This window comes from Microbacterium sp. UFMG61 (genome assembly GCF_015354505.1).
Classification (GTDB): domain Bacteria; phylum Actinomycetota; class Actinomycetes; order Actinomycetales; family Microbacteriaceae; genus Microbacterium.
This window is the reverse complement of record NZ_JACAFP010000009.1, coordinates 44,517-60,433: the sequence shown is the minus strand read 5'-3', so window position 1 is coordinate 60,433 and position 15,917 is coordinate 44,517. Positions and strand designations below refer to the sequence as shown.

Below are 15,917 nucleotides of genomic sequence, written 5' to 3'. Positions count from 1 at the left end.
TTCTCAGAGCGGGCCAAGCACCGACGGCACAGGCCGATCGAGGTGCAGCGCGCGCAGCGGCGTCAGGATCTCGCGCTCCTCGTAACGGAAGTGCGACTCCATGATCGCCCCGATGCCGTCGAGGTGACGCTCGATCGTCTCGGCGTTCTCGCCGCTCTCGACAGCCGCTCGCAGCCCGCCGAGCAGGTGGGCGAGCATCGAATGATCCTGCATGAGCTTGTCGATCACGTCGCCCAGCTCTGGATGCTCTTCGCGCAGCACGGGAAAGAGTGCACGATCCTCGCTGAGGTGATGCCCGTCGAGGGCGGAGCAGAAACCGATGCAGAACAGGGCGAGGTCGGATGCCACCCCGTGGGTGTCCGAGTCGTGGTCGAGGGCTGAGCGTGTCGCGTCGAGAGCCGCGCGGAGCCGGATGTGAGCGCGACGGAGCTCCTCGTCCCAGGCGATCAGGCGGTCGGCATCCATCGCGGCCAGTTTAGGGCTGGCCCGCGCGAGACGTCAGAGTGTGCGATCGAAGGCACCCTTGCGCGACACGATTTCTTTGCCGAGGGGCATCAGCGAGACCGGAACCATCTTGAAGTCGGCGATGCCCATCGGGATCCCGATGATCGTGACACAGAGCAGAAGGCCCGAGACGATGTGGCCGATCGCCAGCCACCAGCCGGCGAGGATCAGCCAGAGGACGTTGCCGAGGAAGGACCCGACGCCCGAGGTGGGCTTGCTGACGATCTCGCGACCGAAGGGCCAGATCGCGTAGCGCGCGATGCGGAAAGACGCGATCGCCCAGGGGATCGTCACGATCGGTATGCACAGCAGGATTCCCGCGAGCATGTAGCCGAGGAAGAGGCCGAGTCCGGCGAAGATGAGCCAGATGATGTTCAGGATCGTGCGCACGACACGATCCTCGCACTGACGCCTGAGCATCTGCCGGTTCGCTGAGGATCCGTTTCGGTCTCGCGGAATCGGGCCGGTGTCGATGCCAGACTGACCGCATGACCGGAATCATCGTCGACAGCGTCAGCAGATCCTTCGGGAGCGTCCACGCGGTGCGAGCCGCGACATTACGGGCAGAACCGGGGCGGGTGACCGGACTCGTGGGACCCAACGGCGCAGGCAAGACGACGCTGCTGCTCATGCTCGCGTCGCTCCTGGCTCCCGACGCCGGCACCATCCGCATCGGCGGGGTGGATCCCTCTGAGGACCCGCTCGCTGCTCGGCGGCTGCTCGGCTGGATGCCGGACTCGCTCGGCGCCTGGCCCTCGCTGACCGCTCGCGAGACGATCACGACGACGGCGCGGTTGTACGGCATCCCGCCACAGGAGGCGTCAGCCAGGGCGTCGCAGCTGCTCGAACTGGTGGATCTCGGTGCTCTCGCCGACTCGCCGGCGAAGGTGCTCTCCCGCGGTCAGAAGCAGAAGCTCGGCCTCGCCCGCGCGCTCGTGCATGACCCGCAGGTCCTGCTGCTCGATGAGCCGGCGTCGGGGCTCGACCCCGAGGCGCGCATCCAGCTGCGGGTGCTGCTGCGACGATTCGCCGCAGAGGGGCGCACGGTGCTGATCTCGAGCCACATCCTCTCGGAGCTGGAGGAGGTCGTCGACGATGCCGTCTTCCTCGTCGCGGGTTCGGTCGTCGATGCCGCTCCCGCGCAGGCGACGGGCCGCGCCTGGCGGATCCGGCTCGTGGGGGCGGATGCCGCGCGGCAGAACGCGGACTCGTGGCAGGTGGCGCAGACTCTCGGCATCCCCCTGGAGTCGCTCGGTGCCGACCGTGGGGGAGTGCTCGTCGGGTTCGAGAGTGAGGACGCGGCCGCCCTCGGGCTGCATGCCCTGGTGAACGCCGGGCTCAGCGTCTCGGAGTTCGCACCCGCGCAGAGTGCGCTCGAACACACCTTCCTCACGCTCAACCACCAGGCCGCCGCGGCGGCTGCCGCGACGGCTTCGGCCCCACCGGCACCGGCGCCGCCCACGGCGCCGCCACCCCCGCCCGCCGCCCCGAACGCCGAGGAGGCGGGAGCATGAGCCTCACGAACATCCGCATCATCGCGCGTCTCGAGCTGACCCAGCGACTGCGCAGCGTCGGCTGGTACATCCTGCTCGGTGTCTTCGCCGTCGTCCTGATCGGTGTGACCGCGTTGTCCTTCGCGGTCTATGCCTGGGGCGAGTTCGTCGGAGCCGGTGTGTTCTCGATCGTGGTGAACATGGTGCTGCTCCTGGTCGCGCTCGTCTCTCCGACGCTGAGCGGAAACGCCATCAACGGCGACCGCGAGGCGGCGACTTTGGCGGCCGTCCAGGTGACCGCGGTCTCTACCGGCGACATCATGCTCGGCAAGCTCGTCGCCGCCGTGGCGACCGGCTTCGCCTTCCTGATCGTCGCGATCCCGTTCCTGGCGATCTCGCTGCTCGGGGGAGGATCGAACCCGCTCGTGCTGCTCGTGTCGCTGCTCGTGCTCGTGGCCGAGATCATCATCGTCGCAGCGATCGGCGTGGGGCTCAGCGGCCTCATCGCCCGGCCTCTGTTCTCTGTCGCGACCACGTACCTGGTCATCGCTGGTCTCACGATCGGCACACTCATCGTCTTCGCCCTCGGAGGCATGGCGATCCGCACCGAGACGACGCAGTACAGCAGACCCTACGACGACGTGGGCAACGTCGACTGCGAGTCGTGGGACACCTACACGACCGAGGTGCCCCGCTTCGACCTCGTCTGGTGGGTGCTCGCGGCGAACCCCTTCGTGGTGCTCGCCGATGCGACGCCGACGGAGCTCAGCCCGGAGGGCTACCCCGTCGACATGTTCGGTCAGATCAAGCTCGGCGTGCGCAGCGCGCAGCAGTCCCCGATCGATCAGCGCTGGGACGAGTGCGCGTCCGATCCGTACGAGTATCCGACCCCGCAGGAGATCATCGACAGCACGGTGCCGAGCTGGTTCGTGGGCCTGGGGGTGCAGATCGTGATCGCCGGCGCGCTGTTCGCCGGAGCCTGGTCGCGCACCCGGACTCCCGCCAAGCGGTTGCCCCCGGGGACGCGCATCGCGTGAGCTGTGCGGATGGTGAACGGCCACCGGCCGTTCACCATCCGTGCACCGGGCGGACGTCGGGGGGTCATGCGGAATCGGTGATGTGGGGTGAAACCCGTCTGCCTTCCTCAGGAGTCCCATGTCCCGCCTGCACTCCGCGGCTGCGATCACGACGGTGTGCGTGCTCAGCGCCGCCGCACTGCTCGCCGCGCCCCTCGCCGCCACCGGCGCCGAACCTGGCGTCCGCATCAACGAAGTCGAGTCGAGCGGGGGAGACCCCGGCGACTGGATCGAGTTCCTCAACACGTCGGACGCCGCCGTCGACCTCAGCGGCTTCGTCGTCAAGGACAACGGCGAGGACGAGTCCTACACGTTCCCCGAGGGGACGATCGTCGAGCCCGGCGCCTACCTCGTGCTCGACCAGGTGGCGGCGGGAGGCGACGGATTCACCTTCGGACTCGGCGAGGAAGACCAGGTGCGCCTGTTCGACCCGAGCACCGCGCTCGTCGACGAGACATCGTGGGCGGCTCACGCTGCGGTCACGTGGGGTGCGCGCGAGGTCGAGGGCACCGTGGGGTGGGCGGAGACGTCCGAGTCGACGAAGGGCGCGGCGAACGTGTTCGCGGCCGACAACCCGCTCGGCGGCAGCATCGTGATCAACGAAGTGGACTCGCAGCCGGCGGACTGGGTCGAGTTCCACAACGCGGGCGATGCCGCTCTCGACATCTCGGGATACGAGATCCGCGACAACTCCGACGACCACCGCTGGCAGTTCCTGCCGGGCACCGAGATCGCCGCGGGCGAATTCCTCGTCGTCGAGGAAGGCTCGATCGGACTGGTCGACGGCGTGGAGACCGCATTCCGCGACCCGATCGGCATCGGCAGCGCCGACCGCATCCGTCTCTTCGACCCCTCGGGCTCGCAGATCGACGACACTCTGCCGTGGAGCGGCCACGCCGCGATCGATGGTGACTTCGCCACAGCGACGCTCGCGCGCTGCCCCGACGGCGAGGGAGCCTTCGTGCTCGCCTACTCGACGCCGGGGGCGGCGAACTCCTGCGTCATGCCCGACGTCGTGATCAACGAGATCGAGTCCGACGGCGACACCACCGACTGGGTCGAGGTCGTCAACACCGGCAGCACTCCGGTCGACCTCTCCGGCTGGACCGTGATGGACGGTGATCCCGTCGGACACGCGTCGGAGACGACGCCTCTGCCCGCCGGCACGATGCTCGAGCCCGGTGCGTATCGCGTCTTCGACCAGCCGACGGACTTCGTGTTCGGGCTCGGCAACGGAGACACGGTGACGCTGCGGGACGCGAACCTCAACGTCGTCGACGAGCACGTGTACGCCGCGCATGCCGAGGGTGTCCTCGCCCGCTGCGCGGACGGTACCGGCGACTTCGTCGACATCGCGATCTCGACCAAGGGGCTGCGCAACGCGTGCGGGAACCCTGTACGGATCAACGAGGTCGAGTCCGACGGAGGTTCGCCCGGCGATTGGATCGAACTCGTCAACCCGACCTCGTCGGCTCTCGATGTCTCGGGCGTCGTCGTGAAGGACGATGACGACACCCACTCGTACTCCATCCCGGCCGCGACCACGGTCCCCGCCGGTGGGTACCTCGTGATCGAGGGCGCCGACCTGGGCTTCGGCCTGGGCGACGGCGACTCCGTGCGTCTGTTCGACGGTGACCTGCTCATCGACTCCACCACGTGGGGTGCAGGGCATGCGGCGACCACATGGGGTCGCTGCCCCGACGTGACGGGAGCCTTCGCCGTGACCGCGGAGAGCACCAAGAACGCGGCGAACGTCTGCGTGGGCGAGATCGCCGTGTCGCCGTGGCCGGGTTCGCAGGAGGTCCGGGTGCTCGACGGCACGCCGACCTTCCTCGAGGACAGCTCCGGCCTCGACGTGCAGGAGACCCCGGACGGCGCATTCCTGTGGGCCGTCGACAACGGCGAGGGACGCATCTGGAAGCTCGAGGTGCACGCCGACGGCTCGTTCACGCAGATCGACGGCTGGGAGTCGGGCAAGCGAGTGCGGTTCCAGAAGGACGCCGAGGCTCCGGCCGCCGCAGGCCCCGACACCGAGGGCATCACGGTCGACGGGGACGGTCTCGTCTACGTCGCCTCGGAGCGTGACAACAGCGCGAAGGGCGTGAACCAGAACACGATCCTCTCGGTCGACCCCGAAGCAGGGGCAGGGGACCTGGTCGCTCAGCAGGAGTGGGACCTCACGGCGCTGCTGCCTGCCGTCGGAGCGAACCTGGGCATGGAGGCCGTGCAGTGGGTGCCCGACACCGCGCTCGACGGCGAGCTCTTCGACGTCAACACCGGCGCGGCATACGACTCGACCGATTACGCCGGTCACGGCGACGGTCTCTTCTTCGTCGCGGTCGAGGACAACGGACACGTCTACGCCTTCGCACTCGCCGCGGACGGCGGTGCCACGCTGGTCTCGGAGATCGCACCGGGGCTTCCCGGCGTGATGGCGCTCGACTACGACAGCGTCCTCGATGTGCTGTGGGCGGTGTGCGACGACGGATGCCACGGGCAGTCGGCGCAGATCACCCTCAACGGCTCCGACAAGCCCGGCATCGCTCACTTCGCACGCCCCACGTCGATGCCCGACATCAACAACGAGGGGTTCGCCACCGGGCCCGCCTCGCTGGCGGTGGACGGGCAGCGTCCGGTGTGGTGGTTCGCCGACGGCTTCGCGTCTGAGGCGCTGCGCACGGGCACCCTTCCGTTCGAGGTCGCTGAGAACCCGGGTGGGGAGAACCCCGGCGGGGAGAACCCTGGTGAGAACCCTGGTGGGGAGCAGCCTGGCGGGGAGAACCCGGGTGGGGAGCAGCCCGGCGGGGAGAACCCGGGTGAGCAGCCTGGTGGGGAGAACCCGGGTGAGCAGCCTGGTGGGGAGAACCCGGGTGAACAGCCTGGTGGTGAGCAGCCCGGCGGGGAGAACCCGGGTGAGCAGCCTGGTGGCGAGCAGCCCGGCGGGGAGAACCCGGGTGAGCAGCCTGGTGGTGAGCAGCCCGGCGGGGAGAACCCGGGTGGGGAGCAGCCTGGTGGTGAGCAGCCCGGCGGGGAGAACCCGGGTGAGCAGCCTGGTGGTGAGAACCCCGGTGAGGGCAACCCGGGTGAGGTGGTGACGCTGCTTCCCGGCTCCGCGCTGACCGACGAGAACCGCAACGGCGTCACCGTGAACCCGTCCGTCGCAGGTCGCGGTGACACTGTGACCGTCAGCACGGGCATCGCACACGCAGGCGAGCGACTCGCGGTCTGGATGTACTCCGAGCCTGTCGCTCTCGGCGCGAGCACGGCATCGGACGCGGGCGCGGTGACCGTCACGATCCCCACGGATGCTGCGCTCGGTGCGCACCGCATCGCGGCGTATGCAGCGGACGGCTCGCTCGTCGGATGGGCGGACATCACCATCGCGGAACAGCAGGGGCTTGCGGTCACCGGAGGCGAGGCGCCGGCCATCGCCGTGGTCGCCGCGATGATGATGCTGATCGCAGGCGGTCTCATCGTCCGCCAGAGGCGGCGCACCGTCTGATCGATCTCTCATGCGGAGGGGAGCGCGCGGCGGACCGCGTGCTCCCCTTCCTTCATCTCGTTCGGACTCGCGGCTCTCGCTCGAGCGCTCCACACCGCGATGTCGGCGCCTCGGCCTAGACTCATAAGGCCATGACAGAAGCCCCCCTCATCGTGCCTGGAACCGTCGGCCCCCACTCCACCGGAGGGCAGGGTCAGGACGATCTCCTCGCCGGTCTCAACCCGCAGCAGCTCGAAGCCGTCACCTACCGTGGCCCCGCGCTGCTCATCGTCGCGGGTGCCGGCTCGGGCAAGACGAGCGTGCTCACGCGTCGCATCGCCTCGCTGCTCCGAGGGCGCGAGGCGTGGCCCAGTCAGATCCTCGCCATCACCTTCACGAACAAGGCGGCGGGCGAGATGCGCGAGCGCGTCGAGGCGATCATCGGCGATGCGGCCCGTGGCATGTGGATCTCGACCTTCCACTCGGCGTGCGTCCGCATCCTGCGGCGCGAGGCCGATCAGTTCGGTTTCACCAAGTCGTTCACGATCTACGACTCCGGCGATTCGCGGGCGCTGATCAAGCGTCTGGTGAAGGAGCACGAAGCGGACGCCTACGGTCTGACGCCGGGGGCTGTGCAGTCGCGAATCTCGAAGCTCAAGAACGAGCTGTCGGATGCCGAGTCCTACGCGCGCCAGGCCAACATGTCCGATCCCGCCGAGCGCATCTTCGTCGAGCTCTTCGCCGACTACCAGCGGCAGCTGCAGAAGGCCAACGCGTTCGACTTCGATGACCTCATCGGTCAGACGGTCTATCTGTTCCGCGCGTTCCCGCAGGTCGCCGACACCTACCGTCGGCGCTTCCGTCACATCCTCGTCGACGAGTACCAGGACACCAACCACGCCCAGTACGCGCTCATCCACGAGCTCACCCGGCCGGTGTCGGGAGACGCCCCCGATCCCTATGCCTCGAACGGCATGATGATCTTCGAGCCCGAGACCACCCCCGAGCTCGCGGGCGCGTCACTCACGGTGGTCGGTGATTCCGACCAGTCGATCTACGCCTTCCGCGGAGCGGACATCCGCAACATCAGCGAGTTCGAGCGCGATTTTCCCGGGGCGCGGGTCGTGCTCCTGGAGCAGAACTACCGCTCGACGCAGAACATCCTGTCCGCCGCGAACGCGGTGATCGGCAACAACTTCGACCGCAAGGACAAGAAGCTCTGGAGCGACAAGGGCGACGGCGACAAGATCATCGGCTTCACGGGCTACTCGCAGCACGATGAGGCGCAGTTCGTCGCCGACGAGGTCGAGTCACTGCGCCGTGCCGGCTTCCCGTACTCCGAGATGGCCGTGTTCTACCGGACGAACTCGCAGTCGCGAGCGCTCGAGGAGATCTTCATCCGCTCGGCGGTGCCCTACAAGATCATGGGCGGCACGAAGTTCTACGAGCGCGCCGAGATCAAAGACGCCCTGGCATACCTCGTCGCGGTCGCCAACCCGGCCGATGAGATGGCGGTGCGGCGTATCCTGAACAAGCCGAGGCGAGGCATCGGCGACGTCAGCGAGACGGCGATCGCGCGGTTCGCCGACGAACACGACATCACCTTCCGTCAGGCGCTCTCGGTGCCCGACCAGCTCGGATTCGGCCCCAAGATCCAGGGAGCGATCGCGCAGCTCGATGCGGTGCTCGCCGAGGCGACCGAGATCATGCTCCCGGCCTCGGGAGAGGTGCCGGCGCCCACCACGGTCGCCGACGGGCTCAGCGTGCTGCTCTCGAAGAGCGGCTACCTCGACGCACTCCGCGCGAGCCGCGACCCGCAGGACGAGGCTCGCGTCGAGAACCTCGACGAGTTCGTCGCGGTGGCTCGTGACTTCGCCCGCAACAATCCCGAGGGCACGATCGTCGACTTCCTCACCGAGGTCGCTCTCGTCTCGGACGCCGACGACCTCGACGACGAGTCGGGATCGGTATCGATGATGACGATGCACACCGCGAAGGGGCTCGAGTACGACGCCGTCTTCGTCACGGGCGTCGAAGAAGACCTGATCCCGCACCGCATCTCGGCGGGCGAGCCGGGGGGACCGCAGGAAGAGCGCCGTCTCTTCTACGTGGGCATCACGCGTGCCCGCAAGCGGCTGCATCTCTCGCTCGCCATGACACGGGCGCAGTTCGGCGAGGTCTCGGTCGCCATGCCGAGCCGCTTCCTGCAGGAGATCCCCGCCGGGCTCATCGACTGGCGGCAATCGCCGGGCGACGTGAACTCGCGCGGCGGCATGCAGTCGCGCGCGCTGAATGCTCGTCGTCCTGGCGGCGGCTTCGGTGGCACCGGGTCCGGATCCGGTGATCGGTTCGCGGTGAAGCAGCTGCCGGGACGCGACTCGCTCAAGCCTCTGTCGACCGCGATGGACAAGTTCCCCAACCGCGTGACGGCGAAGATGCGAGACAACGGCGATCTCGAGCTGACCGCCGGCGACCGCATCCGTCACTCCGACTTCGGTGAAGGGCGTGTCGATGCGGTGACAGGCGAGGGGGCGAAGCGCATCGCTCACGTGCGGTTCGATTCGGCCGGGCAGAAGAAGCTGCTGATCAAGGTCGCACCGATCGAGAAGATCTAGAGCATCCGAGGGTTAGGCTGAACGATATGGCCCTGTTCTCCCGCCGCAAGAAGTCCGCTGACGACTCCGTCACCGACCCGACTGAGACCGAGAACGTCGAGGCGTCCGACGAATCCACGCAGGACGCTGCGACAGAAACCGCACCCGAAGCAGTGGCGCCCACGATCGGAATCTCCGTGCAGGCGTTCCGTGGCGTCGGCGCACAGGCAGGTCCCGAGGTCTCGCTCACCGAGACCGACGCGCCGACGGCCGGCCCGACCGCTGGCGGGGCGCCGGCGCCGACCGCGCCCGTCGCCCCGACCGGATCCGCAGTGCCGCAGGCTCAGCCTGCTCAGGCTGCAGCCGAGCGTCGCCTTCCGCTGGCCGCCGCGATGCCTCCGGAGCAGACCGAGACGGTCGCCGGCATGAAGGACAATGTCCTGCTCCGTGAAGCCCTGACCGAGATCGAGAAGGGCGCGACCAACGAGCAGCTCCTCGGAGTGCTCCGCCAGGCGCTGCAGGGCCATCTGTACATCCGCGTGAACGGCGACGCGCGCGCTCAGATCAGCGAGGGCAAGCCGCTCTCCGTGGCCGTCGTGCGTGACGGCGAGCGCCAGTTCATGCTGGGTTTCAGCTCGGCGGCCGCCGTGCGCGATTCCGTGCAGCTCGAGAAGGATCCGACCGCGACGTCCGCGGTCGCGCAGCCGGTGACCTCCGTGCTGCAGCAGGTCGTGTCCGGCGAGTTCGCCGGCCTCATCGTCGACAACGCCTCGGCTCCGCACCGGGTCGTCTTCCCGACGGAGCTCCTGCAGAAGACGCTCGAGCAGGCCGACGTCGACATGACGGTGAAGTCGATCGTGGCCTCACCGCGACAGCAGGATTCCGCCGTCAAGCTCGGCGAGGCCCTCGCAGCGAAGCGCATGTGGGTCGCGGTCAACGACGGTGCGGGTACGGGACAGGTGGGCATCGCCGAAGCGCAGACCCCCGACGGCAAGCGCTTCCTGCAGCTCTTCTCGCACCCGCTCGAGGTCATCGCGCTCGGTCGAGGCGATCGTCCGCTGCCGTTCGAGCCGCTGCAGCTCTCGAAGTTGCTGTCGACGCACTCCGAGATGGCCGGCGTGATCGTGGATCCCGCCGGACCGACGATGGTCATCGAGCGCGATTCGCTCAGCGCCGTGCTGATCCTCGACATCGACATCGACGACTGACCGCGCATCGGGGTTCCGCCGTTCTGACGCGCACCCTAAGGTCGGAGCATGGCCTCCGAGCGCGTGACGTTGACCGTCGTCGATCCCGATGCTGAGCGCGAGGTGGTGCTCTCGAGCCCCGACAAGGTGATCTGGCCTGACGTCGGCATCACCAAGGCAGAACTCGCCGAGTACTTCCAGGTCGTGAGCGGGCCGTTCCTCGAGGCGAACGGCGATCGTCCGGTCTCGCTCGAGCGCTTTCGCGATGGCGTGGGTGCGGCGTCGGGACCGAAGGCCGAGGGCTTCTTCTCGAAGAATCCGCCGAAGGGCACACCCGACTACGTCGATGCGGTGACGGTCACCTACAACAGCGGGCGACGCCATCCGCAGATCGTGCTGACGCGCCCGAGCGCGATCGTGTGGGCTGCGCAGATGAACACCATCGTCTTCCATCCCTGGGCGTCTCTCGCCTCCGAGCCCGACAATCCCGTCGAGCTGCGCATCGACCTGGATCCCCAACCGGGAACGAGCTTCGCCGACACGGTGCCCGCGGCACTGGCGCTGAGAGAGGTGCTGCGCGAGGTCGGGCTGACCGCGTTCGTCAAGACGAGCGGCAACAGAGGCCTGCACGTCTTCGCGCCGATCGAGCCGACGCACGAGTTCCTCGACGTGCGTCATGCGGTGATCGCCGCCGGGCGGGAGCTGGAGCGGCGCATGCCCGACAAGGTCACGATGAACTGGTGGAAGGAGGAGCGGGGCGAGCGCATCTTCATCGACTTCAACCAGGCGAACCGGGATCGTACGATGGCGGGCGCCTACAGCCCGAGGGCGCTGCCCGGGGCGACGGTCTCGATGCCCGTCCGCTGGGATGAGCTCGACGGCCTCGATCCGGCGGCCTTCACGGTGCGGAGTGTCCCGAAGCGGCTCGCGGAACTCGGCGATGCGTGGCACGGGAAACAGGATTCTCCCGGCCGGATCGACACACTGCTCGACTGGTGGGAGCGTGACAGGGCAGAGGGACTGGGCGAACTGCCGTTCCCGCCCGAGTTCCCGAAGATGCCCGGCGAGCCGCCCCGCGTGCAGCCGAGCAAGAAGGTCGCCGCGCACTGGGATGAGAACGGCGACCCGACCGACGAGTGACCCTCAGCCGATGACGTCGGCGAGGTCGTATCCGGCGACGGTGTCGAGCTGGTCGTAGGTGCACGAGCGTGCGTCTCGGTCGGGGCGCCAGCGTTCGAACTGCACCGTGTGCCGGAACCGCGCCCCTTCGAGCTGGTCGTAGCGCACCTCGAGCACGAGCTCGGGGCGCAGCCGCACGAACGACACGTCCTTCGAGCCGCTGAAGCGCGAGCGCTCGCCCTCACCGGTGACGGCGTCGCCCGCGTCGTCGCGTTCGACGAGAGGCGCCAGCTCGTCGACGAGCTCCCTGCGTCGGACGTCGCTCCACGCGGCGACCCCGCCCACCTGTCGCAGCGTGCCATCGGAGTCGTACAGGCCCACGAGCAGCGACCCGATGCCGGAGCCGGACTTGTGGATGCGGTAGCCGAGGGCGACCACATCGGCGGAGCGGGCGTGCTTGATCTTGATCAGCGTGCGCTTGCCCGGGGCGTACGGCTGATCGAGCGGCTTCGCGACGACGCCGTCGAGCCCGGCTCCTTCGAACTCGGCGAGCCAGCGCTCCGCGGCATCGCGGTCGCGGGTCGTGCGGGTGATGTGCACTGGATGCTCGACGTCGGCCATCAGCGATTCGAGGCGTTCGCGTCGTTCCGCGAACGGGGCACCCCGCAGGTCCTCGTCGCCGAAGGCCAACAGGTCGAACGCGATGAACATCGCCGGGGTCTCGTCGGCGAGCTTCGCCACACGCGATGCAGCGGGGTGGATGCGCTGGCTCAGCGCCTCCCAGTCGAGTCGCTGCGCGCCGTCCGGTCCGGTGGCGACGACGATCTCGCCGTCGAGCAGACACGGCCCGGGCAGCACCCGGGGGATCGCCTCGACGAGCTCGGGGAAGTAGCGGGTCAGAGGCTTCGCTCCGCGCGATCCGATCTCGACGGTCTCGCCGTCCCACGAGATCAGTCCGCGGAAGCCATCCCACTTCGGCTCGAACAGCAGTCCGCCCGACGTCTTCGCAGGGTCGGGGACGGACGCTGCCGCCTTCGCCAGCATGGGGGAGGGGATCTCATAGGGCATGGGTCCATCCTGGCTGTGCGGGGCCCGCGACAGAAGGGCGTTCTCGTCGTCAGGCGAAGAGATCGTCAAGAGTCGCGCGCGCTCCGGCATCCTTCAGAGCGGTGCGTGCGGCATGCCACCCGGCCATGCCGTTGACGCCCGGGCCCGGCGGGGTCGAGGCCGAGGCGAGGTACACGCCGCGCATCGGCGTCCGCCATGGCGCGGTGCCGAGCACGGGCCGACGGATAGCCTGGGGGATCGTGAACGCGCCGCCCAAGATGTCGCCGCCGATCTCGGACGGGTTGATCGCCTCGCGAGACGACGCGGGTACCGAGTGGTGGGCGAGGATGAGGTCGCGGAATCCGGGCGCGAAGCGCTCGACCTGACGCGTGATCAGTTCCGTCGCGTCGAAATCGGAGCCGTGCGGCACATGGATGTACGCCCACAGCACCGCCTTGCCCTCGGGTGCGCGGGTGGGGTCGAAGATCGAAGGCTGCACGGTGAGCGCGTAAGGGCGATCGCTGATCCGGCCACGAGCGACGGCGTTCTCGCTCTCCCACACCTCCGCTCTGGTGCCCCCGATGTGCACGGTGGGGGCGTGCGCGACATCCGAGTTGGCCCAGGGGATGGGGCCGTCGAGCGCGAAGTCGACCTTCGCGGCGCCTGGTCCGTAGCGGAAGCGCCGGATCGCTCTCGCATAGCGCGCCGGGATGTCGGGGTGGGTGAGCAGCAGTCTCGGCGATGTGTCGAGCAGCAGGAGGTCGCCTCGGTCGGGGTCCCCCCAGTCCAATGTCCGGAGATCCTGGATGTGTCTGCCCGGCTCGACCGCACCGCCGTGCGTCTCGAGGTCCGCCACGAGGCTGTCCGCGATGCGCTGTGCGCCACCGCGCGGGTACATCCAGCCGTCTGCGTGACCTTCGGCCGCGAGCAGGAGACCGGCTGCGGCGCCGGCGAGAGTGGGCAGCGGAGTCGGCGGATGCGCGAGAACGCCCGCGATGAGAGCGGCTGCCTCTTGGGTGCGGAAGGTGCGGGCAGCAAGGGACGTGCCCTGGTCGAGCATCCGTAGGGCGAAGCGCAACGCGGTCAGGGGGTCCCGCGGCATCCGCAGCATCTGGTTGCCCGTGAAGTCGACGACGCCGTCGATGTGGGTGCTGAGCGGGCGCAGCAGTGCGAGCCACGCGCGTTCGTCGACGCCGAGGCTCGCGGCGGTGCGCTCTATGTCGCGCCAGGCCACTCCAGCTCTGCCTCCGTCGAGCGGGTGCGCGTACGAGATGTCCGGGTGAATCCACTCGACCCGCTCGGCGAGGCCGAACGCCTGGAAGAACGGAGACGTCAGAGACGACGGCAGCACCGCGGCACAGACGTCGTGCACGAACCCCGGGAGCGTCGATGCGGTCGTCCGAAGACCGCCGCCGATCGTGTCGGCGGCCTCGAGCACGCGCACCTCGTAGCCGGCACGGGCGAGGGCCACGGCCGCCGCAAGTCCGTTCGGACCGGAACCGATGATCGTCGCGCGTGCCATGCGGCCAGTCTTCCACGTCTGGGCGTGAGATCCTTGAAGTGATGAACGAAGTCCAGGGCCCGACCCCCACAGGCAATTCCCGTCCGTACCGTACCCTCGCGGAGGCGCTCCGCGCGCACCGCATCGCCGTCGAGAACCACGAGTTCATCGCGGGGATCATGGATGCCGTCGGCATCTCCTCCTACATCGACCGTGGCCGCTACATCGAGGCGATCCGCCGCGGCCAGGGAGCATCGCTGCACATCGGCAAGACCTACACGAACGGCTTCGCCGAGGACGAGGTCGTCGTCATCGGCTCGACGCCGCTGCGGCTGCGACCGAGCGAGGGGCGTGCGCCGTACTTCTATGTCACGCACCCGAGTGAGTTCCGACCGATCGCGCCGGTGAAGCCGAAGCGTTCGACGACGCCTCGCGTCGCCGCGGCTCCGAAGGTGCAGCGCGCTTCGAAGCCGGTCGAGCGCGACTATGGCGTGTGCGACGTCTGCTTCATGGTGAAGACGCCCGCCGGCGGCTGCGGCTGCGACTGATCACGCGCTGCCTGCCGGACGACGACGTCAGGCGAAGGCGCTCATTCCCGTGATGTCGCGGCCGAGCAGCAGGGCCTGCACGCTCTCGGTGCCCTCGTAGGTGTGGATCGCCTCGATGTCGGCCATATGCTGCATCACGCCGTTCTCGAGCAGGATGCCGTTGCCGCCGAGCAGGTCGCGGGCGATCGACGCCACGCGGCGCGCGGCGCGCGTGTTGTGGAACTTCGCGAGTGACGCCTGCGTCGGGCGCAGCTCGCCGGCGGTCTCCAGGTCGGCGAGACGACGGCAGTAGAGCTGCATCGCGGTGAGGTCCTCGAGCATGTGGGTGAGGCGCTCCTGCACCATCTGGAACTTCGCCAGCGGCTTGCCGAACTGGACCCGCTCCTTCGAGTAGGCGAGCGCGGCCTCGTAGCAGGCGGTCGCATGACCGAGCGCAGACCAGGCCACGCCCGAGCGGGTCGCGTAGAGCACGACCGAGGCGTCCTTGAAGCTCGTCGTCCCCGGCAGCACGGAATCGAGCGGCACGCGCACGTCGTCGAGCACGATGTGCGCCTGGTGGATGGCACGCAGTGAGGCCTTGCCGCGGATCGCGGTTCCGGTGTAGCCCGGGGTCTCCTGCTCGACGAGGAAGCACCGTACGGCACCGTGCTCGGGGGCCGTCTCGTCGTCGACGCGCGCCCACACGAAGGTGATGCCGCCGGATGCTCCGTTGCCGATCCACTTCTTCGTACCGCGGATCACCCATTCGTCGCCCTCGCGCCTGGCCACCGTCTCGAGCGAGACCGAATCCGACCCGTGGTCGGGCTCGGTGAGGGCGAAGGAGCCGAAGACCGAGCCGTCGGCGAGAGCGATGAGCCACTTCTTCTGCTGCTCGTCCGAGCCGAAGAGCGCGAGGGTGCGCAGTGCCAGACCGCCCTGCACGGCGAGCACGGTTCCGAGCGACCCGTCGCCGCGCGAGATCTCCATGTTCACGAGCCCGGCGGCCAGCGGCGAGAGCCGGGTGAGCGACGGATGCTCGATGCCGTCGACGACGAGATCCATCTCGCCCATGCGACGCGCGGCGTCGAGCGGGTATTCGGCGCGGTCCCAGGCGCCGGCCATCTGCGGCCCGACCTCGTCGATATACGCCTTCGCGCGATCCCAGGCCGCGCGGTCGGCGTCGGGGATGTCGGCGAAGACGGCGTAGTAGTCGCTCTCCTGGCGTCCGGTGATGTCGTACGACGAGACGCGCTCGCCGGGCAGGGGGGAGGCTGCGGTGCTCATGGTGACTCCTTCGTGACACCAAGTATCGTACTCCTCGGTACTCGGTTCCACGACTCCGGATGCGTCGGAGCCACCGCGCACGCTCGGAAGACCTGCGGTCGGTC

12 protein-coding genes are annotated in these 15,917 nt (G+C 68.7%); 7 read left to right on the top strand and 5 right to left on the bottom strand.

The window, feature by feature from the left end; all coding sequences use genetic code 11:
- Positions 1-3 precede the first annotated feature (3 nt).
- Positions 4-465, bottom strand: coding sequence for a hemerythrin domain-containing protein (locus tag IXW21_RS12350; protein ID WP_194764563.1), 462 nt, complete (start codon positions 463-465; stop codon positions 4-6).
- Positions 466-498: 33 nt separating this feature from the next.
- Positions 499-894, bottom strand: a complete 396-nt coding sequence (locus tag IXW21_RS12345; RefSeq protein WP_194764562.1) for a YccF domain-containing protein — start codon at positions 892-894, stop codon at positions 499-501.
- Positions 895-992: 98 nt separating this feature from the next.
- Between IXW21_RS12345 and IXW21_RS12340 the strand changes: the two genes are divergently transcribed.
- The 6 genes from IXW21_RS12340 to ligD all read left to right on the top strand — a co-directional run bounded on the left by IXW21_RS12340 (position 993) and on the right by ligD (position 11,475).
- Positions 993-2,018, top strand: coding sequence for an ABC transporter ATP-binding protein (locus tag IXW21_RS12340; protein WP_194764561.1), 1,026 nt, complete (start codon positions 993-995; stop codon positions 2,016-2,018).
- A complete protein-coding gene (locus tag IXW21_RS12335; protein WP_194764560.1) occupies positions 2,015-3,034 on the top strand; it encodes an ABC transporter permease in 1,020 nt (339 codons plus the stop codon). The genes IXW21_RS12340 and IXW21_RS12335 overlap by 4 nt, the downstream gene beginning before the upstream one ends.
- A 118-nt stretch (positions 3,035-3,152) precedes the next feature.
- Positions 3,153-6,575 carry a lamin tail domain-containing protein gene (locus tag IXW21_RS12330; RefSeq protein WP_228528491.1) on the top strand — a complete coding sequence of 1,141 codons (3,423 nt, stop codon included), beginning with the start codon at positions 3,153-3,155 and terminating at the stop codon, positions 6,573-6,575.
- 131 nt (positions 6,576-6,706) lie between these two features.
- Positions 6,707-9,169 carry an ATP-dependent helicase gene (locus IXW21_RS12325; RefSeq protein WP_194764559.1) on the top strand — a complete coding sequence of 821 codons (2,463 nt, stop codon included), beginning with the start codon at positions 6,707-6,709 and terminating at the stop codon, positions 9,167-9,169.
- A 26-nt stretch (positions 9,170-9,195) separates the two neighbouring features.
- Positions 9,196-10,356 carry an SseB family protein gene (locus tag IXW21_RS12320; RefSeq protein ID WP_194764558.1) on the top strand — a complete coding sequence of 387 codons (1,161 nt, stop codon included), beginning with the start codon at positions 9,196-9,198 and terminating at the stop codon, positions 10,354-10,356.
- A 48-nt stretch (positions 10,357-10,404) separates the two neighbouring features.
- On the top strand, positions 10,405-11,475 hold the full coding sequence (gene ligD / locus IXW21_RS12315; RefSeq protein WP_194764557.1) for a non-homologous end-joining DNA ligase: 1,071 nt from the start codon (positions 10,405-10,407) through the stop codon (positions 11,473-11,475).
- A gap of 3 nt (positions 11,476-11,478) precedes the next feature.
- Here the strand turns inward: ligD and IXW21_RS12310 are convergent, their stop codons facing one another.
- Positions 11,479-12,522, bottom strand: coding sequence for an ATP-dependent DNA ligase (locus tag IXW21_RS12310; protein ID WP_194764556.1), 1,044 nt, complete (start codon positions 12,520-12,522; stop codon positions 11,479-11,481).
- 49 nt (positions 12,523-12,571) lie between these two features.
- Positions 12,572-14,023, bottom strand: a complete 1,452-nt coding sequence (locus IXW21_RS12305; RefSeq protein ID WP_194764555.1) for a phytoene desaturase family protein — start codon at positions 14,021-14,023, stop codon at positions 12,572-12,574.
- Positions 14,024-14,064: 41 nt separating this feature from the next.
- On the opposite strand from IXW21_RS12305, the gene IXW21_RS12300 reads away from it, so the two are divergent.
- Positions 14,065-14,550 carry a hypothetical protein gene (locus IXW21_RS12300; RefSeq protein WP_194764554.1) on the top strand — a complete coding sequence of 162 codons (486 nt, stop codon included), beginning with the start codon at positions 14,065-14,067 and terminating at the stop codon, positions 14,548-14,550.
- Between the two features lie 27 nt (positions 14,551-14,577).
- On the opposite strand, the gene IXW21_RS12295 is transcribed toward IXW21_RS12300, so the two are convergent.
- On the bottom strand, positions 14,578-15,813 hold the full coding sequence (locus IXW21_RS12295; RefSeq protein ID WP_194764553.1) for an acyl-CoA dehydrogenase family protein: 1,236 nt from the start codon (positions 15,811-15,813) through the stop codon (positions 14,578-14,580).
- Between the last annotated feature and the right edge of the window lie 104 nt (positions 15,814-15,917).